The organism is Actinomycetes bacterium, from assembly GCA_036000965.1.
In the GTDB taxonomy this organism is placed as follows: domain Bacteria; phylum Actinomycetota; class CALGFH01; order CALGFH01; family CALGFH01; genus DASYUT01.
In genome coordinates, this window is record DASYUT010000248.1 from 1 (window position 1) to 21086 (window position 21086).

The following is a 21086-nucleotide window of genomic DNA, read 5'->3' on the forward strand; positions in this document are numbered from 1 at the left end:
GGTGACGTGGTCGACCTCGACGCCACGCTCAGCCAGGAGTTCTTCGACGTCGCGGTAGGACAGGCCGAAGCGCAAGTACCAGCGGACCGCGATGACGATGACATCGGGTGGGAAGCGGAAGCCTGCGAAGGCGGACTGCGGAGCGGGAGCAGGGCGAGGACGGCGGGTTCTCATGCCGCCAGTCTCGCTGCTCCAAGGCGGTCACAGCGCACGCAACACCGCCCCGCGAGTCTTCCCGGCGGCGGTGGTGGCCGAGGCCAAGGTTGGTTGCCGGCCCAGACCTACGGGTGACCATCGCCGGGCGGATGGCCTGTTTGGCTCGTCGGTTGGTCGCCTCGACTCCCGCGATGGTCAGGAAGCTGAACAGGTGCGCGCGTTCGCGCGCCAGATGGCTCAGCATCGCCGGTTGGGCGCATGGACGCTCCGACCGGTGATGAGCCGATCGACCATGCTCCCGAGCCCGTTCGGCCTGGGCCGCGGTGACCTCACCTGCGTCAGGGTCGGCGCCTGCGTATGCGTGGACGACTGGGCATCGTGTTCCATCTCCACCAGCGAACAATCGATGCCCGCGCGATCCATCCCGCCGCCGCCGCCGTCTCGCTGTTCGTCGGCGCGTCGAAGACGTTCGCGTGTGAACTCTTCTGGCCACGTCTCGGGGGACCGCCGCGACCCTGGACGCCTCCACCACCCATCATGGTCGCCTTCCACAAGATGCTCGCCGGCGGCCACCCCGGCCGTCGCGCTCGCCGGTACGCAGCAGCAGGTGTCGGGGCTGAGCCGGCGGCGATGGCGGCCGGGGCCGGGTTCGTCCTGCTTCGGGGCCGGGTTCGGCTTGCCGCCGAGAAGCGGGCGGTGACCCGGCGGGGCTATCAAACCGACCCCTCGGCCCTCAGTCATCGCAAGAGCAACCCACGACGGAGGACCGAGCCATGCAGTTCGCAATCGCCATCTTCACGATCGGTGCCGTCCTAATCCTCATCGGGCTGGTCGGCGGCGATCTCTCCTACCGTGGCCTCACTGTGCCCAAGGTGGGCGTGCTGCCCAGGTTCACGACCACCATCGCGGGCGGCGTCTTCCTGATGTTCAGCCTGGCCGTCTTCGTCATCGCCGAGTTCGGCCACGACGTGGACTCCGTGCCAGCCGCACACGCCGAGGTGGTCGCTCAGGGAGCCAGCGGGGGTGGCTCGTCCGACCCGGCGACCTCCTCCAGGGTCGACGCGGTGACCGTCCAGTTCAACGACCAGCTCACCGACGGTGCCCTTCAAGAGGAGATCCAGGTGACCGTAGACGGCCAGCAGGTTGGGAACCTGCGGGCGGACGTCACCGACCCCAGCGCCACGATCGAGTTCTCGGTCGAGGAGGGCTCCCACCACTACGCCATGGCCGGCGCCCTCCAGGCGCAGGACGGCAGCGAGTACACCCTCGCCGGCGAGGGGACGTTCGAGGCCCGCGCGGGTGCCTCGTTCGATCTGTCCGTCACGGACTCAGGGGAGCTCGCCTTGAGTCGGCGCAACTGACCGAACCCTCACATGCCCACATCCTTAGCGGCCGGGGTATCAGAGGGCCACCGGTTCCCTCCTACGCGATAGGAGGTCTGCAATGGACGCTTCGATACTGGGCCTGGGCCTGCTGTTCGCCTACCTCGCGCTCGTCCAGCTCGCGCGCTGGCTCTACATCGCGCGCCCAAACATCGTCTGGAACGACGCGCAGTCCACGGCGATGGGCAAGCGCCTACGCCAGAAGATCCGTGGCCGGTCGAGGGCCGGCAGCGGACAGGGGGCTTCGGAGGCGCTCGGCGAGCTGCTGACGGCCATCGACCACCCCTCGACGAATCACCAGACGAGCCTCAAGCAGCTGCTCGGCTGGAACGGCGCCGACCAGATCGGCACGTGGGTCGTGATCCACGAGGCCGAGCGGCTGGTGCTCCCGATGCTCGGCCAGGAGGAGCTGCGAGCGCGCCTCGAGCGGGCGCTCGGCCAGCTCGCCGAGCTCGCGCCTGAGCGGCGCGCGCGCTGGGAGGAGGTCTCCCGCGTGCTGCTCGACGGGTGCGAAGGCACCGCCGACGGCCAGTTCGACGAGCGGCTCCGCGCGCACCTCGACGAGCTCCTCGGCGAGGTCTACGAGGCCTCCAACGGCAAGGCCGCGCAGCTCTCCGGCCTGTACAACCGGGCAACCTGGCTGGTCTTCGCCGCGCTGCTGCCCCTTGGCGCGCTCGTCGCGCTCGGCTTCGGCGTGGTGCTCGTGGCCGGCGCCATCGGCGGGATCGTGAGCCGCATGCAGCGGCTGGTGTTCTCCCGGCAGGTGCCGATGACCTACGGCAGCTCGTGGGCTCCGCTGTTCTGCGCGCCGGTCCTCGGGGCCCTGGCCGCCTGGGCCGGCCTGATGCTGATCTCGCTGCTCAAGGCCGCTGGGGTGCTGCAGCTCAGCGCGCTGGCGACCGAGCTTCCCGATCTGCGATCGCCGACCGCCGGCGTGCTCGGCGTCGCGGTCGTCCTGGGCCTCTCCGAGCGCTTCCTGAGCCGGCTCGAGCAGCAGGCCGAGACGATGCTCTCCAACGACGGCCAGGGGCAGCCGTCCAAGGTCCCGCCACAGGACGTGCGCCCGCCCGCCGACGCCGCGCCGCAGCGGCCACGGTCGGGCGACAGGGCGACGGCGCCGAACGCCACCCGGCTGAACGGACGACGCAAGGACCAGTAGACCATCGCATCCGCGACCGCGGGACCGGTCCGCAGGGGGGGCCGACCCAGCCGATCCAGGCACGGAGACAGGACCATGGCCAAGACGGTGCCGCCAGGCACGATAGTCATTCCGGAGGTTGGCGAGTTCGTCGCCAACGCCCTCCCCGACCCGTTCGACGCCCGCGACCTTCAGTACCGCCCGCGCCTGCAGCCGCTCCCTGACGTCCTGGACCAGCGCCAGGCACCGTCGGACCGCTACGTGATGCGGCAACAGGGCAACTCCTGCACCGGCCACGCGCTGGCTGCGGTGATCAACGCGGTGCTCGCGCGTCCAACGGCCACCGCCACGAGCGACGCGGCCGCGCCCCGGCCCTGGCCGCACGTCAGCCCGTACATGCTCTACCGCCTGGCGCGCCGCTACGACGAGTTCGCTGGCGACGACGACCTCGGCTCCTCGCTGCGTGGCGCGCTGAAGGGCTGGTTCAACCACGGCGTGCTGCTGAAGGCGGACTGGCCCGCGCTGGACGAGGATCCCGAGCCGGACCTCGACGACGAGGCAGTAAGCCAGCGTGCCGGCGAGCGACCGCTCGGCGCCTTCTACCGGGTCAACCCCTACAGGCTGGACGACATGCAGTCCGCCATCAGCGAGCTGAACGCCATCTGCGTCTCGGCAATCGTCCACGACGGCTGGGTCACGCCGGCCGAGCTGACCAGGAACGGCACGACCATGCACGTGATCACCCGCCCGGTGAACGCCCGCGCCCTCGGCGGCCACGCGTTCGCGCTGGTCGGCTACAACGACGTGGGGTTCCTGGTGCAGAACTCGTGGGGCCAGGGGTGGGGCAGGAACGGGTTCGCGACCCTGCCGTACGAGGACTGGCTCGATTCGGCCTACGACGCCTGGGTGGCCCGACCCGGCGTGCCCCAGACGCCGTTCGCCACCGGACGGTCGATCACGACGGCAGCGACCGGCGGGGACCTGGCCACCGGCCCCGCGCCGGACCTGCGGCGCCTTGCGATGCACGTGGTCAACCTCGGCAACCAGGGCCGGCTGTCGTCGACCGGCAGATTCGCCAGCTCGCCCGCGCAGATCGACCGCGCCTTCGAGCACATGCGGCGCTGGCACGAACTGTGGCTCGACCAGGAGCCGGGAGGCAGGCGCCACGTGCTGCTCTACGCCCACGGTGGGCTGAACAGCGAGGAGCATGCGCTCGGCGCCGCGCAGCAGAACCTCAACTGGTGGCTCAACAACCGCATCTACCCGCTGTTCTTCGCCTGGCAGAGCGGACCGAGCGAGACGCTGCTCGACCAGCTCGCCGACACCGTCGGGCGGCGGCTCCCCTTCGGCCTTGGCTTCGACCTGATGGAGCAGGCCGACCGGCTGGTGGAGCGCTTCGCCCGCAGCAGCTTCCGCTGGATGTGGGACGAGATGAAGGAGAACGCCCGCGCCGCCTCGGAGGCGATCGCAGACCGTGGTCAGGTCGCGTGGCCGCCGGCGTCGTCGGCGGGGCAGGCGGCGATGATGGCCATGCCCGGCGCGTCCCTCACCGTGCTGCGGCTGCGCGACTACCTCGACCGGCACGGGCCCGACAACGTCGCGGTCCACCTGGTCGGCCACAGCGCGGGCGCGATCTTCCACGCCGCGCTGCTGCAGCGCCTGGCCGAGGCGGACATCCCTGTGGCGTCGCTGGCGCTGCTCGCGCCCGCGATCCGGGTCGACGAGTTCACCAGGGACGTCCTTCCCCATCTCGGAGCGGGACGACTGGTCGGCTCGTTCGCGACCTTCGGCCTGAGCGACCAGCGCGAACTCGACGACGCCTGCGGCGCCGGAGGGGTCGACGTGTACCACAAGTCGCTGCTCTACCTCGTCTCGCGAGCGCTGGAAGGCTCGCCATCGGGCGGCGAGGTGCCGCTGCTCGGCATGCAGAAGTTCTTCCGGCTCCCGCTCGGCGCGGGTGCGGCGGGCACGCTGGAGCAGGCGATCCGCGACCGTGGCGGGGCCTGCATCTTCGCCCGCTGGGTCGCGCCGGACGACAGCCGCTCCGACGCCACCGCCCACGGCGGCTTCGCCGGCGAACGGCTGACCATGACGTCGGTGGTGATGCGGGCGCGCGGCCTGGCGTCACCACGGCCCGAGAACGACTACCGTCCCAACGCCGCGCTCAGCGACGCCGACCGCGCGCCCGCGATGGGACGCGGGCAGCCGGCCCCGGTCATGGCCGAGGTGCACGACCCGGGCGAGCGACCGCTGGTGGAGACCGGCGAGCCGCAGACCGGGCGGCCCACTGCTCCCGAGCAGCCCGGCATCCCTATCGAGGTGGCCGTCGCCCCGCGCTCGGGCAGCCCCGTGCTTGACGTGCTGCTCGCCCGTGGCTGGCGCATGGCGGAGGAGCAGGGAGACCTCCCTGAAGGCGTGCCCACGGCGACGTGCTGATCCTTGTGGGGGCGACTCCGGCGCCCACCAGTCGCGACCAGGGACAGGGCAATCAGCCGGCATCGTTCCACGAGCCCTTGTCGGGCCCACGTCAACGGCTGGCGTGCGGCGGCGCCCTTGCAGGTCTGGGTAGCACGGGCGCGTCGAGTCCGGCGCCGATGCAGACGAACCCGGCTGCTGCGGCCATCGCCCGGGTGTCCTCGGTCGTGACCTGCTGCTGGGAGCGGGCGAGCGCGGTCGCCGCCGGGTGCCCGTCGGCGAGGAGGCGGTGGAAGGCCACCATCAGTGGAGTCGTCTCGGCGTCCGGCAGCGAGATGACCGATCCGACGAGCTGGCGTGTGCCTTGCGACAGGAACGTCACGCTGAGCCCGAGCAGCTCGTCGCCGGCGCGCACTACGGACTTCGCGCTGTCGCAGGCGGCCAGGACGACGGTGGACGGCGCCTGTTGCAGCCGCTCCAGGTCATACACCGTGAGCGGGCCGTCCGCCAGCGACAGCGAGGAGAACAGCGGGTTGTCGCTGCGTACCTGCCCGTGCGCAGCCAGGTGGACCAGGGCCGCACCGTCAAGGGCGGCTGTCACCGCGGCGCTGGTCGCCGCGGCGCCGACCAGGGCAGTGGTCCGGTAGATCGCGGCAACCGCCTCCGCCTCTGCCTGGGCGCCTGGTAGGCGAGGCCCGGCGGCGACGGTGACATGCCCGGTCACCGCTGGCGAGTGGGAGCGGGCCGCATGCCAGAGCGCCGCGGACGGCGACACGCTGACCGGCCGCCCGGCGCAGGAGGGCAGCACCGACCACGGCAGGGACTGCAGGAACCCGGTCGGCACCAGCACCAGCGGCCGGTCCGCGATCACAGCATCGAGCGGCCGCAGCAGCATCGCGTCCAGCCGCTCAGCGGCGTGCTGCAGCAGGGCGACGGCGGCGGCGCGGCTGGCCTCGCTGGTGCGGTGGCGGGCAAGCCGCTGGAGCGCGAACAGCACCTGGTCGACTAGGTCCCCTACCACCCCCACCGGCTCAAGCCGGCAGAGCCGTATGGATCGGTCCACGACCGCGAGCACGTGGAGCATCCCGTCGAGCTGGATGAACTCCAGCAGCGCGTTGTCGCCGAGCGTGTCGCAAAGGCGCTCCAACGACACCGGATCCGCCGGGTCCCGCGCCTCGCCACGCTGCTGCCGGTAGTCGTCGCGGATCCTCCGCTCGAGGGCGACCTGACGCCGCAGGAGCTTGGCGACGCTGCGGCCGGCGCCCCGCTCCTGGTTGATCTCTACCGCCGTCATGCGCAGCTCCGCGAGCGCGCGGGCCAGCAAGGGATCGTCGGGCGGGCGGGCGGGCCGCAGCAGCAGGTGGCTGGCGCGACCCTGCTCCGCGCACGCGAGCACGCGCGCTGGCCGTCCGTCCTGGAACGCCATTCGCAGCCCCAGCTCCGCCAGCTCGATCCGATGCACGGACGCGTACGCGCGCAGGTCGGTCGCGCCGAGCGTTGCCCGGTGCTCGTCCAGCACCCGCAGCCCGGCGGCCACCGCAACCCCGGCGCCGCGGCGGTTGCCAGTGGCCAGCCGCAGCAGCGCCTCCGCATGCCAGGCCCGGGCGCGCAGGGCCGCCGGCCCCCGGCGGCGACCCTGGCTTGCCACCCGCAGCTGCTGGCATGCCTGCCGCACCCGGCCCCGGTCGAGCGCGAGCCGGGCGGCCAGCAGCCGTGCCTCCATCACGGCAGCGGGCCACCCGGCTGCGGCCAGCCCATCCGCGACCCGCTCCGCCTGCCCGATTGTCACCCGGGACGGGTGCTTGCTGGCGAGCCGGCACATCAGCACCGCGAGGCGGGCGAGCGCCAGCCACCGCGGCCGCTTCTGGCGCGCGAACTCGCCGGCTGCGCGGCGGGCCTCATGCAGCGCACCTTCGGGATCTCCGTCCAGCAAGGTCGCTCGCGCGAGCAGCAACCGCACCTCAGGCAGGGTGATCTGGCGCCGTTCCTGCTCGAGCGCCCGCACCGCCTGGGCCGCCGCCTCGCGAGCCTCAGCGACCAGGCCGGCTGACAGCAGCAGCTCGCTGCGGTCGGCGAGCATCCCGCCAAGCTGGGAGCCAAGGGCACGAGTGCTCTCCTCGGCCAGGTCGAGGTAGCGCAACGCCATCGGCACGTCCCCGCGGATGGCGTTGAGGAACCCGAGGTTTTGCTGCACGAACCTGATCGACAGGTCGAGGTCGAGCTTCCCACTGAGCGCTTCGGCCTCGAGCAGGTCCGCCTCGGCAGCCCTGAACTCGTACCGGTAGGTGTGCAGCACGCCACGGTTCAGCAGCGCCCGCCACAGCCACTGCAGGTCGCCGTCCCGGCGGAGGGCCGGCAGCGCAGCCCGGTAGCTCCCCAGCGCCTCGTCCAGCCGGCCGAGCTGGAGCTGGATCGAGCCGCGCTGCACCTGTGCTCGCGCCCGCGCCACACCGCCCAGATCCGCCAGCGCGGTCTCGAGCTCGTGCAAGGCCTGCCGGGGCCGCCCGCGCGAGCTCAAGGCGAAGGCCAAGGTCATGCGCGCCTCCGCAGCCAGCGCTGGCGTGCCCGAACGGCGCCCGAGCGCGACTGCTGAGCGCAGATGCCGTACCGCGGTGTCGAGATTGTCCAGGTGCAGTGCTGCCAGCCCGAGCGCGCGCTCGGCCACGGCGGCCGCGGCGAGGTCGCGCTCGGCACGCGCTTCCCGGGCGACCACGGATCCGAGTACGACGGCCTGCCCAGGATCGGCCTCCGCCAGCCGCAGCGCCTCCCGCGCCTGATCACGCCTCTGCCCGGTCGCATTCATCTCAGTTGGTCTAGAGTGTGTGAAACTACCTCCAACCGTCAACAAGTTTCCTTCCTCTCGTATCAACCCCGACGTGTCTGCCTCCGCCACACGAGAGGTCTCGCCGCAGCCGCGACCCACGACAGAGAGGGCGAGCAGATGGACGCACTAGGCCGAGTCCAACGTGATCTCGAGTGGTACCAAGGAGGCGAGCTCGTCGTCGCGCTTCCCCACCTGCGGATGGTCGGGTCCGAGCTGGAACGTCTCGGAGTGAAGCCGACCCGAGAGGACAAGGACGAGTATCTCGGCCTCGCGCTGCTCACGCTGCCAGAAGAGAACCTCGAGGCGGCGGTGGCAGCTCTCAGCGCGCGTTCCGACGAGATCGCGGCAAGCATGCAGCGGGCGAAGGACGAACGAATCGCGCTGGTGCCGAGCTTGAGGGCCAACTATCCGCCGCTGAACGACCTGATGGCTGGCCTGCGTGCACTGTACGCCCACGAGAATGCCGGCTGGAGGCCGACGATGGGCAAAAACCGGATCATCGCACCGGTCACCGGCTCCCCCTACATCAGCGGCGGTGGCGAGGGCCCCCCGGAGCAGAGCGACGGCCTATCCGCACGAGTCACACTCCGGCCCGGTCTCGGCGTTCGGGTCGGCGTTCTGGACACCGGGCTGATCGAACATCCCTGGCTCGCCGACGCCTATGTCGCCGCGCCCGGCGCAAAGCTCCCCCTCAAGCCTCCTCCCCCAAAGGGAAAGGCCATCCCGAGTGCAGTGGTGGGGCACGCCACGTTCGTGGCTGGTCTGATCCTGCAGCAGGCACCCGGTGCGCAGCTCGAGATCAGCCAGGTCTTGGACGAACAGGCCGAGGGAAGCGTGTGGGAAGCCGCGAAGGCGATCGCGCAGTTCGAGGGATCAGGGGTGGACATACTCAACCTGTCATTCGCCTGCTTCACCGCCGACGGCGAGGCGCCACTCGTCCTGGCCACCGCAATCGACCGGCTCGACTCCGAGATCGTCGTCGTCGCGGCAGCCGGCAACCACGGCGACCCCAGGCTCCGTCCCAAGGACCTGCCAGGCCTCACGCCGAGGACGCCGGCATGGCCCGCGGCGCTGGACGACGTCGTCGCCGTCGGTGCCGTGGACGCCGACGGGAAGCGTGCCTGGTTCAGCCCTTCGGGCCCGGAGGGGTCGCCGGACCACGCGCCATGGGTCGACCACAGCGAAGTCGGCGTCCACGTCCAGAGCACCTACCTGGAGGGCGAAGTCTGTGCCGAGAGGCTGATCAAGGACCCCAAGACGGGCAAGGCGGATACCAAGAAAGAGAAGACAGCACCGTTCGCGCCACCGTGGGCGACCTGGGACGGGACCTCGTTCGCCGCCGCCACCCTCAGCGGGAGGATCGCGGCCGGCATCCGCCCTGGACGCGTAAGTGCTCGGGAGGCCCTCGCTCAGCTCCTGAGCTCCTGAGGTAGGCCGACGACGATCTCTGGCCGTGCGCGCTGCGAAGCGTGGCACGCGGGGTCCACGCGACAAGAGGAGGCCGCGCTGCATGCTGGACGACATGCTCGTTGCCGCACTCGTCAGGCGTGCCAGTGCCGGCGACCGGCAGGCCTGGGACCAGCTCGTGGAACGCTTCGCGCCGCTGGTGTGGTCGATCTGCCGGCGCCTCGGCATGGCGCGACCTGACGCCGAGGACGCCGGCCAGCAGGTGTGGCTCCGGCTGATCGAGCACTTGGCCGAGCTGCGCGACGCCGCTGCGCTGCCCGGATGGCTGGTTACAACGACCAAGCGGGAGTGCCTGCGGGTACTCCGCGTCACACGGCAGCAGGCCGACCTGGCATACATGGCCGGCGCGGACGACCTCGACGTCGCCATGGACGAAGCGTTGACGGCGGTGGATCACGCGCTGCTTGCAGCCGAGCGGGAGGCCGCGCTGCGGAAGGCGTTCGGGCACCTGCGGCCGGAGTGCAGGCAGCTTCTGGAACTGCTCGTCCACGACCCTCCACTGCGGTACCGGGAGATCAGCGCGAAACTCGGCATCGCCATCGGCAGCATCGGGCCGACCAGGGGCAGATGCCTGGAGGCCCTACGCAGCAGCCCCGCGCTTGCCGCCCTGATCAACACCGAAGCCGACAACGCGGAGGGAGGTGAGGGAGATGCCCGACCAATGGTGGGTCGATGACGACCGGCTCCTCCACGCGCTCGGCGAGGCACTGCGCGCCGGCGACGTGCCAGCCAGCTTCGTCGAGACCGGCAAGCTCGCCTTCCCACGCCAGGACCTGGACGCCGAGCTCGCCGCCCTCACCTACGACTCCGCGGCCGACAGCACGCTGGCACTCGCGGGCACCCGCGCCGACGACCTGGCCCGCCTGCGCCAGCTGACCTACCGCGCGACCAGGACGGGTCTGGAGATCGAGCTCGGCGTCAGCGAGGACGCGATCGTCGGCCAGCTCTGGCCCCGCCAAGCCGGCACCGTCGAGGTGAGCCCCGCCCGCGGCGACAGCACGACCCGCACCATCAACCAGGCAGGCGGCTTCGTCATCCGACCCATCCCGGCCACACCGTTCCGGCTGCACTGCCGCACCGCCGCCGACGTCAGCGTGGTCACCGAGTGGGTCACGCTCGCAGACCCATCGCGGTGAACGCCGGACCCACACCGGCGCAGAAGCCCTACCGGGAGGCGCTGGTCCTGTCGCGCCTAGCTACTTCCCCATGAATAGGCTCAGGGGAAGTAGCTGACCGGAAAACCGACCGACTTCGCCTGACATGAGCCAGTTTTCACGCTCGCACGGCGTCCCCACAGGGGCCACTTCGACTAGGCCGAAGTGTAATGGGTTACCGGGTTCGGCGGTGGCGGCCGGTGGGATGGTCGGCGATGAGCTGGGCGGGGTGCTCCAACAGGTGGGATGGGCCGCCGATGCCGTGCTCGGCACGCAGGCGGCCGTCGGCCAGCTCGCCAACGGCAGCGTGGAACCCGGCCCCGGTGGCATACATCACCACGGCGGCAGTGCCGTCGACCCGTAGGGTGCGTATATTCAGGCAGGGCCTGTGAACTGCGGAGTCGCATCGATGCTCGAGTTGCTACCGTGGCGCTTCCACTGCCCCGCTGCGGAGGCGCCCAGGGGCTCCTCGCCCGCTGGCCCGGGTCGGAGGAGAAGTCGGGAGAGAACAGGCAGGTGACCCCAGACAGCCCGAGCGGCCAGGCCGTGCGGGCACACCCGGAGGGCGCGGCGCTGGTCGTGCGGGTCGTGCCCGGGGCGGCCCGTAGCTGCCTGGCCGGGCTTGGCGGCGGCGCGCTGCGGGTCCGGGTCGCCGCGCCGGCGGTGGCGGGGAAGGCGAACGCGGCGCTGCTGTGGTTCCTGGCTGGCCGGCTCGGCCTGCGCCCGCGGGCATTGCGCCTGGCGGCGGGGGAGCGCGGCCGCGAGAAGCTGGTGGTGATCCGCGGGCGCACCCCCGATGAGGTCTGGGCCGCGCTCGGCCTGGAAGGGCCCACCGGGTAGCCTGGGCCATCGACCTTCGAGTTCGGGGTGGCGGTTGTGCAGCAGGTCGAGAAGCTGGTGCTCCGCCCCAGGACCGCGGTCAGGAAGGACCTGTCGCCAGCTGCCGTGTCTGGCGAGGATGGCCCGAAACGGCGACCACACTGCCACCATGCGGCGCGTGACGGGCAGGGACGCATGCCCGATTCGGACCGACGAGATGGCCGTTGACCAGGAGAAACGGGGACGGGAAGGGAAGAGGAGGACGGGCGGGGGACAGCCGTTGCATGACTACGGATCTGGCGGTTGGGGGTTCGAATCCCTCACGGCGCGCATAAACTTGCAGGTCAGACCCCATATTGCGGGTCTTGGCTGCCCGCCTGGCTGGGGCGCGGTCAACGGTCTTCCAGATTCTCGCCCACGGCAGGGTCGCGCTTCCCTCCCGCTGCGTGCATCTGGACCGTGGACTCGGCGAGACCGGCACGCCGACCTGTGATGGATCAGGCCCAGCCTGCCCAGGGTGAAGCTGAGCCGGCTACACTGCCGGTATGACCGTCCCAGCTGATCAGGCCGGCCGCCCCGTCGCGCGGCCGGAGCACACTCCGGCCGCGATCCGCGCCGAGCTGCCAGCCGACCTGCGCGCCAAGTTCGACGCCGAGTACCAGGCCGCCCTGGATGGTGCGAAGAGCACCTACCGGCTCGACCGGCTGAACGAGACGATCGAGGGCTGGTGGCTGACCGTCTGGGCCCGCCGGAGCCCCCGTCACGAGCAGGCCATAGAGACCGGCCGACGGCTCCTGCGCGGTGAGCCGGTCGCGACCTATCCCTACGAGCCCGAGCCGCGCGGCCGCTAGCGCGGCGGTCGGCGGGCTGATGTGGGAGCTCGAGTACACCCGGGAGGCCCGCGCACAGCGTGCACCCTACCTGTGGCGGGCCGGCGAGCCCTTGACGAGGTCCTCGAGCGGCTTGGCCGCGACCCCGCGCAAGGCCCGCGGTACCGGGCCGGCTACCCGGCGGAGTACCGGATGCTTCCCTTCGGCGAGGGGGGCCTGGTCGTGTACCTGGTCCATGAGCGCCACAGGGTTGTCGTCCTGCTCGATATCGTCTGGGCTGGGCCATGGCGGAGCAGCGGACAGCGTTCCTTCTCTGGCCCGGTCCTCCGATGGCGCAGCGACGCCCTCGGGGGAGAGGAACGGCCGCGCCGAGAGGATGCGCCTCGCGCGATTGATCCATCCGGCCCGGCCGCGTTCTTGGCGGACCTGCGGCCCGCGCCGCCTCTGGCGGCAATCTGAACCTGGCCTGGTGGCTACTCAAGGTGATGCCTTCGGATCACCGATGACGCCAGCAGGCAGCAGGCCCTCCGCCGCTCACAAGGGGTCAACCGCTTGGGTTCCGCGGTCGGAGACGTGCTCGGTCCACCGCTGCCCGTCCCAGTATCGCAGCTGGTGGCGCCTGCCCGGGTCGGCGAACCACCCCGCGGGGGCGGCCCCTTGCGCCCACGTCCCCGCCTGGGCGGCTGGTGCCGGCAGTGGACGGCCAGCCCGGCTTCGGCGGACGGCGACAACCACCGCCAGGAGCACGCCACCCAGGCACAAGACCAGGACGCCGGGCACCGTCAGGAAGAGCGTCCGAGCGATCTCCCCGCCGGTGCCCGAGCCGACGGCGACATTGGCCTGGACGGCCTGCGGCTGCACCCCGTCAGCCGGCGGCTGTTGGCGTCGAGAACGCAGGCCCGACGCCACGCCCGGGACGCCCCCTGAACACCATCGGGTGCCCCCACGACACCGGAACAGCCGCACACCCGATCCGGGACATTGCACCCTTCAAGCCGAGTTGGAGCTGCGCTGCTGGCAGGTGAGGACCCGGGCATGCCAACCATCCCTCGCCGTCCTGCGGCGCAACGAGAACGCGACCGGTTCCAAGCCTGCCGGTTGCGCGCCGGCGAGCTGTTCGGCGTCGGCGTCCGTCAGGCCGAGATCGCCCGCCAGCTCGGCGTCTCCCGCCAGGCGGTGAGCACCTGGCATGCCCGCTGGCAGGCCGGCGGTGCAGAGGCGCTACGCAGCCACGGGCCGAGCGGGCCCTCGCCCAGGGTCTCGTGTGCTCAGCTCGCCACGCTCGAGCACGCCCTGCTGCAGGGCGCCACGGCCAACGTTACTGCGGCGCGCGGAGGTCGTCGCCCTTGGCGGTGCGTGCATAGATCACCCGCCGACCCTCGCGCCGTCTCATGACGAGTCCGGCACGGCGCAGGATGGTCAGGTGGTCGCTCACACCGCCTGGGCTCACCCCCATGCGCTGGGCGAGTTCGAGGGTGGAGGCAGGCCGGTCCAACTCGTGTAGAACCTGCGCGCGGCGCCGTCCCAGAAGCGCTTCCAGCGCGTCATCGCGCCGTTCATCTGGCGCCCAGAGATCAGCGATCCCCGACGGCGGATAGACCAGTGCCGGGTCCCACGGTGGGTCGGTCCGCGGCCAGACATTCGGCCAGGTGAAGGCCGCAGGGACGAGAAGGAGGCCTCGACCAGCGAGGTCGACATCGGCGGGTGCCTTCTTCGTCGGGTGGACGTACAGGGTGCCCTCGTCCCAGCACACGGTCTGGTGCAGACCGGTGAAGGCCGCCTGGGCGCCGACCGCCACCAGGCGCCGTGCGCGCGAGGCGATCTCGGACTCGAGCATGGCCGAGATCCTGGTCCACCAGGGGGCCAGGGCTGCGTCCCAGAAGCTCCGCATCTGCTCGACCAGCTCCCCGAGCGTGGAGCGATCGCGAACCTGGTCCGCAGGAGATCGTTCTGGCCGAAGCGGTACCGGATCACGGATTCAGCCTACGCCGAATCTCTTGGAGTGATCCACGTGCTCGCCATAGGGTCGCAAGCAAGCGACGCGGGAGGCAGCGATGGGCAAGGTGATCTTCGACATCAGCATGTCGCTGGACGGGTTCATGACGGCCGTCGTTGACAGCGGCCGGAGGAACCGATGGGCGATGGGGGCCAGCGGCTGCACGCGTGGGCATTCGGCGATGATCAGCGTGATCGCGAGGTGCTCACCAGCGGGGTCGGCGCCACCGGTGCCGTGATCGCCGGGCGACGCACCTACGACACCTCGGTGGCATGGTGGGGCGCGGACGGTCCGACCGGCCCCGCCCGCGTCCCGGTCTTCGTCGTCTCTCATGACGTGCCCGAGGGCACGCCTGCGGGAGGCGTCTACACCTTCGTCGCTGAAGGGATTGAGCGCGCCCTCGAGCAGGCGAGGGCCGTAGCCGGCGAGAAGGATGTGACGGTGATGGGCGGCGCCGAAACCGGTCAGCAGTACCTCAGGGCCGGACTCGTCGACGAGCTGTCGATCCACCTCGTCCCGGTGCTCTTCGGAAGCGGGACGAGGATGTTCGAGAACCTCGGCGACCAGCACATCCAGCTCGAGAATATGGAGGTGTTTCCTATGTCCAGACCGCTCGACGGCAGGGTTGCCCTCGTGGCGGGGGCGACGCGCGGTGCCGGGCGTGGCTCGGCCGTGGCGCTCGGGGAGGCGGGGGCGACCGTGTATTGCACCGGCCGCACCACCCGGGGGCGACGTTCGGAGTACGACCGCCCGGAGACGATCGAGGAGACTGCCGAACTTGTCACCGCCGCTGGCGGCTTTGGAATCGCGGTCGCGGTTGACCATCTCGAGGCGGGCGAGGTCGAGGCGCTTGTGCAGCGGATCGACGCCGAGAGCGGGCGGCTCGACGTGCTGGTCAACAACATCTGGGGCGGCGAGCTGTTGTTCGAGTGGGACACGCCAGTGTGGGAGCACGACCTCGAGAAGGGGCTGCGGATACTGCGCCTGGCGATCGACACGCACCTGATCACCAGCCATTTCGCGCTTCCGCTGTTGATCCGGAAGCCGGGCGGGCTGGTCGTGGAGATGACCGACGGCACCCGCGAGTACAACGCCGAGCGCTACCGGGTCTCGGCGTTCTACGACCTGGCCAAGACCGCGGTCATCCGGCTCGCCTTCGCCCAGGGCGAGGAGCTCGCCCCGCACGGGTGCACCGCCGTTGCGTTGACGCCGGGTTGGATGCGCTCGGAGATGATGCTCGACAACTACGGGGTCACCGAGGCGAACTGGCGCGACGGGGCAGCCACGAATCCGCACTTCGCCGCGATCTCCGAGAGCCCGCGGTTCGTGGGTCGCGCGGTCGCCGCGCTCGCCGCCGACCCGGACATCCGTCGCCGCAGCGGCGGCTCGTTCTCTTCAGGCGGGTTGGCACGCGAGTACGGCTTCACCGATCTGGATGGCTCCCAGCCCGACTGCTGGCGCTATCTCGTCGAGGTCCAGGACGCGGGTCGGCCGGCCGACCCAACCGGCTATCGCTGAGTCCTGCGCACGATCAGCTCGGCGGTCTCAGTTGCGGGAGCTGGGGCCAAGGCGACGACGAGCTGGCCCAGAGCCAGAGGCCCTCGGCGAGCCCCCTGCAAGCGGATCCGCTTGCGGCACCACGGAGGACGCGCACCTTGACTGGTCGCCTCGACTGGTCGCCTCCCGCACGCTTGAGCTTGTAGTCGACGGAGCCTAATTGCACCAGGCTGCCTGCTCTGAACTCCATCACCGCAGGTGCAACAGTCCCATCAGGACACGTAGAGCTTCAGTGTCTGGCCGTAGCCGGTGGCGTTGAGGGCCGTGCCGGGGACCACCACGCGGTAGACGTAGGTGCCGGCCGTGGACCAGGCAAACGAGAACGCGTAGGTGCCGTCGGAGCGCAGCGTCGTCGACGCGACCGTGACCCAGGAGCCGTTGGCGTAGCGCTGCCGCCGCACCGCCGTGCCCGCCCGGAGCGGCGCGACGCTGCCACGCAGGCGCACGGTCGTGCCGCGGCTCACCGTGGCGTCGGCGAAGGCCGCGGAGACACGCCACCGCACCAGCGTGGTGACCGCCGGGCTCGTGGAGGACAGGTAGGACCACGACGCCGGCGCGACGAGCCGGTAGGCGCCGTTGGTCCCGGGCGTGGAGCCGAAGGCCACCGTGCCGGTCGAGGACGTGGTGCCGGTCGCGATGCTCCGCCACGTGGTGGACCCGGCGGCCCGCCGCTGCAGCACGACCCGCTGGCCGGGGATTGCCGCGCCCGACGTCGTGGCGAGCCTGCCCGACACGGTGATCCTGGTGCCGTAGGTGACGCTGGCCGGGGCCCGCACCGCTAGGGTGGTGCTCTTCTGGATGGCGTACTCGCGCAGGGCGCTCCACTGCCGGGCGTCCTCGTAGCCCGCGGACCAGAAGACCAGGCCCCGAAGGCGATACTTCTCGATGAAGGTCATCTTCGACCTGGTGGCGTCCGCGTCGTTGTACCAGACGACATGCTGCACGCCGGCGGGCGTGGTGTAGGTGAACCAGGGCGCCGCCGTCGGGCGTCCCATCGCGTCAACGCTGGACCACTGGCGGGTGGCGCTGTACTGGATGCGCAGCGCCTCCGCCTGCGCGTACGTTCTGCCCGTGGCGGTGCCGTACCCGTCAGGCTGCGTCGGATCGGCCGGCCAGTCGTAGCCGTACAGCGGCGCACCCAGCTCGATCTTGCTGGCGGGCACGGCGGTCGCCGTGTAGGTGAGGATCTTGTCCACCCACCACACGGGGGCGATGGCGCCGGGCGACCCGCCGCCCCAGTGGTAGTTGTAGGCCATGACCCGGAACCGGTCGACGAAAGGCGCAAGACCGGCGTAGTCGTGGACTGACCAGTTCGGGTCGACGGCGCTCGTGCGCGGCCCGACCGACACCGACAGCATCCTGCCCTGCGCGTGCAGCGCCGTCGCGAGCTCGCCGACGAGCGTCACGAAGCCGCTGCGCACCGCGGCCTTGTCGGTCGAGGTGCCCCCGAAGTTCATCGACTCGTAGTCGAGGTCGATGCCGTCGTCGCCGTTCGCGGTGACCAGGCCGACGAGGGTCTGCACGTGCGCGGCGCGCTGGGCGGGATCGCGGAGCAGTGCCGCCATGCTGGCGGCGTTCAGCGACTCCGCGACGGTCGGGACGACCTTGATGCCGCGGCTGCGCAGTGCGTCCACGACCGTGGGGTCACCGGCGCCGGCGTGCGGGGCGATCGCGGTCGCCCCCGTCACCTGGTACCACAACGGCGAGCCCTCGGCCCACAGGTCGGCGTTCTGGGTCACGGAGGTGAGGGCGTTGGGCATCGACCAGTACGGCAGCCAGCCGTTGACGATCCGGCGCGGCAGCGTGTCGGCGGACGCGGGGGGGCCGCCCGCGAGGAGTCCCAGGGCCAGGAGCGATGCGGCCAGGACGCCGCAGAGCAGGCCGGCGCGGAGGCGACGTGGGTGCATGGACCTCTCTTCGGTAGGGGTTGTCGGAGGGCCAGTGACCCATGCCATGGGGCTCCAGCGCCGACGCGGCGTCCACAGGGGAGAGCGCCGGGCCCACCGCTCGCGTTACGGCCCTCGACAGCCCGTTGGCCGACGGCCGCCGGGAGCCACGCGGTGATGACGGCGGCATTGTTCCGCCAGGCCAGGCGGCCGGGCCGGGGTGGAGGCCTAGATCCGCCGCGGGCCGGTCAGCGTTGCGCCGGGTGCCGTCGCGGGCGGCCAGGCGGTTGCTTCGCAGACGCCGGATAAGCCCGGAGACGCCGGCATCACCCAGCGCGGGTTGACCGGCGGCGCGGTCCCGACCGCGCGGAGGCACTCGAGGGCCTCGTTGTTCCGTGCAGCACCACGTTGTCGTTGTCGGACGGCGGGAAGCTGGTCAGCGGGTGATCGGCTCAAGTGCGGCTCAATCGGCCGCATCGGCCACCTCGGCGCTGACGGCGAGCAGGTCGGCCAGGCCGAACCGGCCAGGGTGGGCGGCGGGCAGGGTCGGGCGCCAGCTCGGGTCGACGGCCCGGTAGGACTCGCCATCGGCGTCGACGATGCCGACCAGCACCTCGCCGACGATCCGGCCGCCGACCGGGCCGAGCCGCTCCCCACGGCCGCGGTGCTCGGCCTCTTTGAGCAGGTAGAACCAGAGCGGCGTCTCCAGCTTCCAGCCGGCCGGGCCGAGGCCGACCTCCTCGGGGCTCAGCGGCTCGACCCCGAGGCGGCGGGCGACCGCCTCGCCCGACGGCAGCCCGACCCCCTGGCCGCGCTGGAGGTCGCGGACGGCCAGTGAGCCGTAGTCGTCGCCGCCTTCGACCCCGGAGATGGCGTGTGGCAGCCGGATGAGGCTGGCGGCGAGCCGGCCGTCGATCCGCTTGGCCCGCTGGGCCGGCGGCCGTCCCGGCAGGTCGAACAGGTACGACCAGTCGACCACCCGGACGGCCGGCACCGGGCGGAAGCCGAGCAGGTCGGGGAAGAGCGGCACCGGCTCGGCGTCGCGGTTGACCTGGTAGCGCTCGCGGATCTGGCTGTGCCCGTAGCGATAGGCGGCGTCGGCGAACTCCAGCGGGATCCAGGCCGCTCCCGGCGCTGGCCGGTAGTTGTGGATCCCGCCCGCCAGCAGCTCGGCGGCCAGCGCCGTCCCGACCAGCCGCGGCAGGAAGTCCTCGAGCAGGACCCACTGGTAGTGCCAGGTAGCGGCCCGGCGGGCCTCGGCGAACAGGTCGGCCTCGGCCACCCCGTCGCGGCGCAGCCGGTCCACCAGGCCGTTGTGGAGGCCGAGCATGGCCACGTGCAGCTGGCTCATCAGCAGGTGGACGTCGTTGCGGGGGTCGCCGACCAGGGCGACGCCCTGGGCGTTGCGGGGCAGGTCGGCGGGTCGGCCGGCGTCGTTGCGGCCGAGCAGGAGCTTGGCCGGGTCGTCGCGGGCGTACAGGAACGGCATGCCGGCCGGCCCGTCGCCGTAGACGGCTTCCAGATTTGCCCTGGGGCTGCGGGCGTTGCGGATCTCGGCCAGCTCGGCGTGGTGGGTCAGGGGCGAGCGGTCGGCGGTGATGTCGTGGGCCACGAACTGCCCGAACACCGGCCAGCCGGCCGCCCCATCGGCGTCGGGCCCACCTCCCACCTCGACCGCGGCGGCGTCGCAGGCGCCGCCGGCCCGGCCGAGAGCGTGCAGGGCGTCGTCCTTGCAGTCCAGCGGCTCCAGCTCCGGGAACAGCCGCCGGTAGCCGCCGCCGGCCAGCGGCTCCTCCGGCGCGCGTCCGGGAGCCAGGCAGTGGTCCCGGACCCTGGTCGCCGTCGGCATGGCCTCGCCTCCTCCCCGCCCGCTGCATGGTTACAAGATTACCGCTGTCCGGGAGGGGCCAGGCAAGCGGCGAGGGCGGCGGCGTCGAGGTTTGCCGCCGGACAGGACCACGCCGACGCGGTCGCCGCGAACCGCGCCGGTGCGCAGGCGGCCAGGGGCAGGGCGGCGGTCGGCTCGACCAGCTGCTTGGTCCGCGACCAGTGCTGGACGTAGACCCGAAGGACCTGCTCGAGGTGGCCGCGACCGACGATCAGCAGCTGTGCGCCGACCGCGCTCCTGACGATAGGAAGATATCTTCCTATCGTGTGGGGCATGCGGCGCAAACCAGGAACCCTCCTCCTGCTCGAAGTCGACATCCTCGACGCCGGCCTCGCGCTGCGCCGCGACGGCACCCCCAGCTTCCACGGATTCCAGCTCGCCAAGGCCATCGCCGACCGTGGTGACGCCCGCACCGCCCTGACCGCCCACGGCACCCTCTACAAGGCACTGGCGCGCATGGAAGACGCCGGCCTGCTCACCAGCACCTGGGAAGATCCCAACCTCGCCGCCACCGCCAGCCGGCCCAGACGGCGGCTGTACGAGGTCACCGGCGCCGGTGCGCAGGCATTCGCCGCCCACCAGGCACAGCACCCCACCACGCCTCGACCACGACCAGCAGCCGGGCCGGCATGACCACCACCGACCACGCCACCACCCTGGTCACCTGGTGGGTACGCGTCTACACCCGCCACCTTCCCCCCGCGATCGCCGAACGCCGGCAGGCCGAGCTCGTCTCGGACCTGTGGGAGCAGCGCGCCCACGCTCACCAGGTCGGCGCGCCAGTCCTTGCGGTCACGCTGTCGATCCTGCGGCGCACCGCCGCCGGCATCCCCGCCGACCCCCACTGGCGACACGGCCAGCTCGCCGCAGCACGCGGCAGACCACATCCACAGCAAGGATGGCGCATGACCTCAACCGGCACCCGCGCCCTCGTCCGCAACTGGTGGCTCATCCTCGCCGCGCTCCTGATCCCGCTCCAGGCGGTCGCCGCGTTCGGCATCATGGGGCTCGACACCTCGACCGATCCCCTGTGGCCAAAGCTTTGGTATACCGGGGCGCTGGTCATGGTCATCGGCGCCGTGCTGATCGCTGCCGGCATCGTGGCGCGCCGTTGGGCACGTGCCACTGGTGACGTGCTGATCGCCATCGGCGTACTCCCCCTGACGATCAGCCTCGCCACAGTCGGCAGCACCCCGTTCGTCGCGGTGCCGCTGGTGACGCTGCTGGTGATCAGCATAGCCGTCCTGGACGCCGCCGACGCGCGCAGCCTCGCCGCCCCCGCCAACGGCGCGCGCCGCTGGCTGCTCACCGCCGCCACGGTCATGGCCGCCACGCTGGTCGGCATCGGCATGGCCCGAGCTGGTGCCGACCCAGTCGCGGTCGTCCTGGTGATGGTCGGCGCCGCGCTGATCGCGCTCCTCGCCGTCATCGGCCAGCGCCTCAGGCGCATCGCATGACAGTCCGGTCGCACTCCTGCGCAACCTCGTCACGAAGCAGGCAGGCCACCCCAGCTCGGCAAAGCATGCCCGCAGGCGGGCCAGGACGATTTGGAACCGCCCGGCCCACGATCCATC

At 71.6% G+C, this 21086-nt stretch carries 19 protein-coding genes and 1 pseudogene; 13 read left to right on the top strand and 7 right to left on the bottom strand.

The genetic code is table 11. The features are described from left to right. The coding region (locus VG276_21420) for an IS6 family transposase (GenBank protein ID HEV8651882.1) at positions 1-174 on the bottom strand (174 nt) is incomplete at its 3' end. A gap of 755 nt (positions 175-929) precedes the next feature. Here VG276_21420 and VG276_21425 point away from each other — a divergent pair. The 3 genes from VG276_21425 (at position 930) to VG276_21435 (ending at position 5112) form a co-directional block, all read left to right on the top strand. Further along, the gene (locus VG276_21425) at positions 930-1517 is read left to right on the top strand and encodes a hypothetical protein (GenBank protein ID HEV8651883.1); all 588 of its coding nucleotides are present in this window, start codon (positions 930-932) and stop codon (positions 1515-1517) included. Positions 1518-1599: 82 nt separating this feature from the next. Further along, positions 1600-2697 (top strand): hypothetical protein, encoded by a 1098-nt coding sequence (locus tag VG276_21430; protein HEV8651884.1) that lies wholly within the window; start codon positions 1600-1602, stop codon positions 2695-2697. 75 nt (positions 2698-2772) lie between these two features. Continuing rightward, positions 2773-5112: a C1 family peptidase gene (locus VG276_21435; protein HEV8651885.1), complete on the top strand. Its 2340-nt coding sequence runs from the start codon at positions 2773-2775 to the stop codon at positions 5110-5112. A 91-nt stretch (positions 5113-5203) separates the two neighbouring features. Here VG276_21435 and VG276_21440 read toward each other — a convergent pair whose 3' ends face one another. After that, positions 5204-7894, bottom strand: coding sequence for a CHAT domain-containing protein (locus tag VG276_21440; GenBank protein ID HEV8651886.1), 2691 nt, complete (start codon positions 7892-7894; stop codon positions 5204-5206). A 219-nt stretch (positions 7895-8113) separates the two neighbouring features. Between VG276_21440 and VG276_21445 the strand changes: the two genes are divergently transcribed. The 3 genes from VG276_21445 (at position 8114) to VG276_21455 (ending at position 10518) form a co-directional block, all read left to right on the top strand. Next, complete coding sequence (locus tag VG276_21445; protein HEV8651887.1) at positions 8114-9343, top strand: S8 family serine peptidase; 1230 nt, start codon at positions 8114-8116, stop codon at positions 9341-9343. Positions 9344-9425: 82 nt separating this feature from the next. Next, positions 9426-10058 (top strand): sigma-70 family RNA polymerase sigma factor, encoded by a 633-nt coding sequence (locus tag VG276_21450; GenBank protein ID HEV8651888.1) that lies wholly within the window; start codon positions 9426-9428, stop codon positions 10056-10058. Beyond that, positions 10033-10518 (top strand): hypothetical protein, encoded by a 486-nt coding sequence (locus VG276_21455; GenBank protein HEV8651889.1) that lies wholly within the window; start codon positions 10033-10035, stop codon positions 10516-10518. The genes VG276_21450 and VG276_21455 overlap by 26 nt, the downstream gene beginning before the upstream one ends. A 193-nt stretch (positions 10519-10711) precedes the next feature. On the opposite strand, the gene VG276_21460 is transcribed toward VG276_21455, so the two are convergent. Continuing rightward, the gene (locus VG276_21460; GenBank protein HEV8651890.1) at positions 10712-10870 is read right to left on the bottom strand and encodes a hypothetical protein; all 159 of its coding nucleotides are present in this window, start codon (positions 10868-10870) and stop codon (positions 10712-10714) included. Positions 10871-10962: 92 nt separating this feature from the next. On the opposite strand from VG276_21460, the gene VG276_21465 reads away from it, so the two are divergent. The 3 genes from VG276_21465 (at position 10963) to VG276_21475 (ending at position 13580) form a co-directional block, all read left to right on the top strand. Further along, a complete protein-coding gene (locus VG276_21465) occupies positions 10963-11376 on the top strand; it encodes a DUF167 domain-containing protein (GenBank protein ID HEV8651891.1) in 414 nt (137 codons plus the stop codon). A 524-nt stretch (positions 11377-11900) separates the two neighbouring features. After that, a complete protein-coding gene (locus VG276_21470; protein HEV8651892.1) occupies positions 11901-12206 on the top strand; it encodes a DUF6247 family protein in 306 nt (101 codons plus the stop codon). Between the two features lie 1014 nt (positions 12207-13220). Further along, positions 13221-13580 carry a helix-turn-helix domain-containing protein gene (locus VG276_21475; GenBank protein ID HEV8651893.1) on the top strand — a complete coding sequence of 120 codons (360 nt, stop codon included), beginning with the start codon at positions 13221-13223 and terminating at the stop codon, positions 13578-13580. Here VG276_21475 and VG276_21480 read toward each other — a convergent pair. Continuing rightward, positions 13504-14076: a DUF5937 family protein gene (locus VG276_21480; protein HEV8651894.1), complete on the bottom strand. Its 573-nt coding sequence runs from the start codon at positions 14074-14076 to the stop codon at positions 13504-13506. The two genes, VG276_21475 and VG276_21480, sit on opposite strands and share 77 nt — an antisense overlap. Before the next feature lie 549 nt (positions 14077-14625). Here VG276_21480 and VG276_21485 point away from each other — a divergent pair. Further along, positions 14626-14715: pseudogene (locus VG276_21485) on the top strand (dihydrofolate reductase family protein). A 66-nt stretch (positions 14716-14781) separates the two neighbouring features. Continuing rightward, positions 14782-15699, top strand: a complete 918-nt coding sequence (locus VG276_21490; GenBank protein ID HEV8651895.1) for an SDR family oxidoreductase — start codon at positions 14782-14784, stop codon at positions 15697-15699. Positions 15700-15950: 251 nt separating this feature from the next. Here VG276_21490 and VG276_21495 read toward each other — a convergent pair whose 3' ends face one another. From VG276_21495 to VG276_21505, 3 genes are all read right to left on the bottom strand, one after another. Then, entirely contained in the window at positions 15951-17645 is a 1695-nt protein-coding gene (locus VG276_21495) for a glycosyl hydrolase family 18 protein (GenBank protein HEV8651896.1), read from the bottom strand. Positions 17646-18087: 442 nt separating this feature from the next. Beyond that, positions 18088-19473 carry a heme peroxidase family protein gene (locus tag VG276_21500; protein ID HEV8651897.1) on the bottom strand — a complete coding sequence of 462 codons (1386 nt, stop codon included), beginning with the start codon at positions 19471-19473 and terminating at the stop codon, positions 18088-18090. 38 nt (positions 19474-19511) lie between these two features. Next, on the bottom strand, positions 19512-19787 hold the full coding sequence (locus tag VG276_21505; GenBank protein HEV8651898.1) for a hypothetical protein: 276 nt from the start codon (positions 19785-19787) through the stop codon (positions 19512-19514). Between VG276_21505 and VG276_21510 the strand changes: the two genes are divergently transcribed. Together VG276_21510 and VG276_21515 are read left to right on the top strand one after the other, a co-directional pair. Beyond that, the gene (locus VG276_21510) at positions 19786-20145 is read left to right on the top strand and encodes a helix-turn-helix transcriptional regulator (protein HEV8651899.1); all 360 of its coding nucleotides are present in this window, start codon (positions 19786-19788) and stop codon (positions 20143-20145) included. The genes VG276_21505 and VG276_21510 overlap by 2 nt on opposite strands. Further along, entirely contained in the window at positions 20142-20969 is an 828-nt protein-coding gene (locus VG276_21515; protein ID HEV8651900.1) for a hypothetical protein, read from the top strand. Before VG276_21510 ends, VG276_21515 begins: the two co-directional genes overlap by 4 nt. Positions 20970-21086 lie beyond the last annotated feature (117 nt).

What these genes read in the sequence shown, in the direction of transcription:
- VG276_21425 (HEV8651883.1), top strand. Translation starts at nt 930, where the DNA reads ATGCAGTTCGCAATCGCCATCTTCACGATCGGTGCCGTCCTAATCCTC.
- VG276_21430 (HEV8651884.1), top strand. Translation starts at nt 1,600, where the DNA reads ATGGACGCTTCGATACTGGGCCTGGGCCTGCTGTTCGCCTACCTCGCG.
- VG276_21435 (HEV8651885.1), top strand. Translation starts at nt 2,773, where the DNA reads ATGGCCAAGACGGTGCCGCCAGGCACGATAGTCATTCCGGAGGTTGGC.
- VG276_21440 (HEV8651886.1), bottom strand. Translation starts at nt 7,894, where the DNA reads ATGAATGCGACCGGGCAGAGGCGTGATCAGGCGCGGGAGGCGCTGCGG.
- VG276_21445 (HEV8651887.1), top strand. Translation starts at nt 8,114, where the DNA reads ATGGTCGGGTCCGAGCTGGAACGTCTCGGAGTGAAGCCGACCCGAGAG.
- VG276_21450 (HEV8651888.1), top strand. Translation starts at nt 9,426, where the DNA reads ATGCTGGACGACATGCTCGTTGCCGCACTCGTCAGGCGTGCCAGTGCC.
- VG276_21455 (HEV8651889.1), top strand. Translation starts at nt 10,033, where the DNA reads ATGCCCGACCAATGGTGGGTCGATGACGACCGGCTCCTCCACGCGCTC.
- VG276_21460 (HEV8651890.1), bottom strand. Translation starts at nt 10,870, where the DNA reads ATGTATGCCACCGGGGCCGGGTTCCACGCTGCCGTTGGCGAGCTGGCC.
- VG276_21470 (HEV8651892.1), top strand. Translation starts at nt 11,901, where the DNA reads ATGACCGTCCCAGCTGATCAGGCCGGCCGCCCCGTCGCGCGGCCGGAG.
- VG276_21475 (HEV8651893.1), top strand. Translation starts at nt 13,221, where the DNA reads ATGCCAACCATCCCTCGCCGTCCTGCGGCGCAACGAGAACGCGACCGG.
- VG276_21480 (HEV8651894.1), bottom strand. Translation starts at nt 14,076, where the DNA reads ATGCGGAGCTTCTGGGACGCAGCCCTGGCCCCCTGGTGGACCAGGATC.
- VG276_21490 (HEV8651895.1), top strand. Translation starts at nt 14,782, where the DNA reads ATGTCCAGACCGCTCGACGGCAGGGTTGCCCTCGTGGCGGGGGCGACG.
- VG276_21495 (HEV8651896.1), bottom strand. Translation starts at nt 17,645, where the DNA reads ATGCACCCACGTCGCCTCCGCGCCGGCCTGCTCTGCGGCGTCCTGGCC.
- VG276_21500 (HEV8651897.1), bottom strand. Translation starts at nt 19,473, where the DNA reads ATGCCGACGGCGACCAGGGTCCGGGACCACTGCCTGGCTCCCGGACGC.
- VG276_21510 (HEV8651899.1), top strand. Translation starts at nt 19,786, where the DNA reads ATGCGGCGCAAACCAGGAACCCTCCTCCTGCTCGAAGTCGACATCCTC.
- VG276_21505 (HEV8651898.1), bottom strand. Translation starts at nt 19,787, where the DNA reads ATGCCCCACACGATAGGAAGATATCTTCCTATCGTCAGGAGCGCGGTC.
- VG276_21515 (HEV8651900.1), top strand. Translation starts at nt 20,142, where the DNA reads ATGACCACCACCGACCACGCCACCACCCTGGTCACCTGGTGGGTACGC.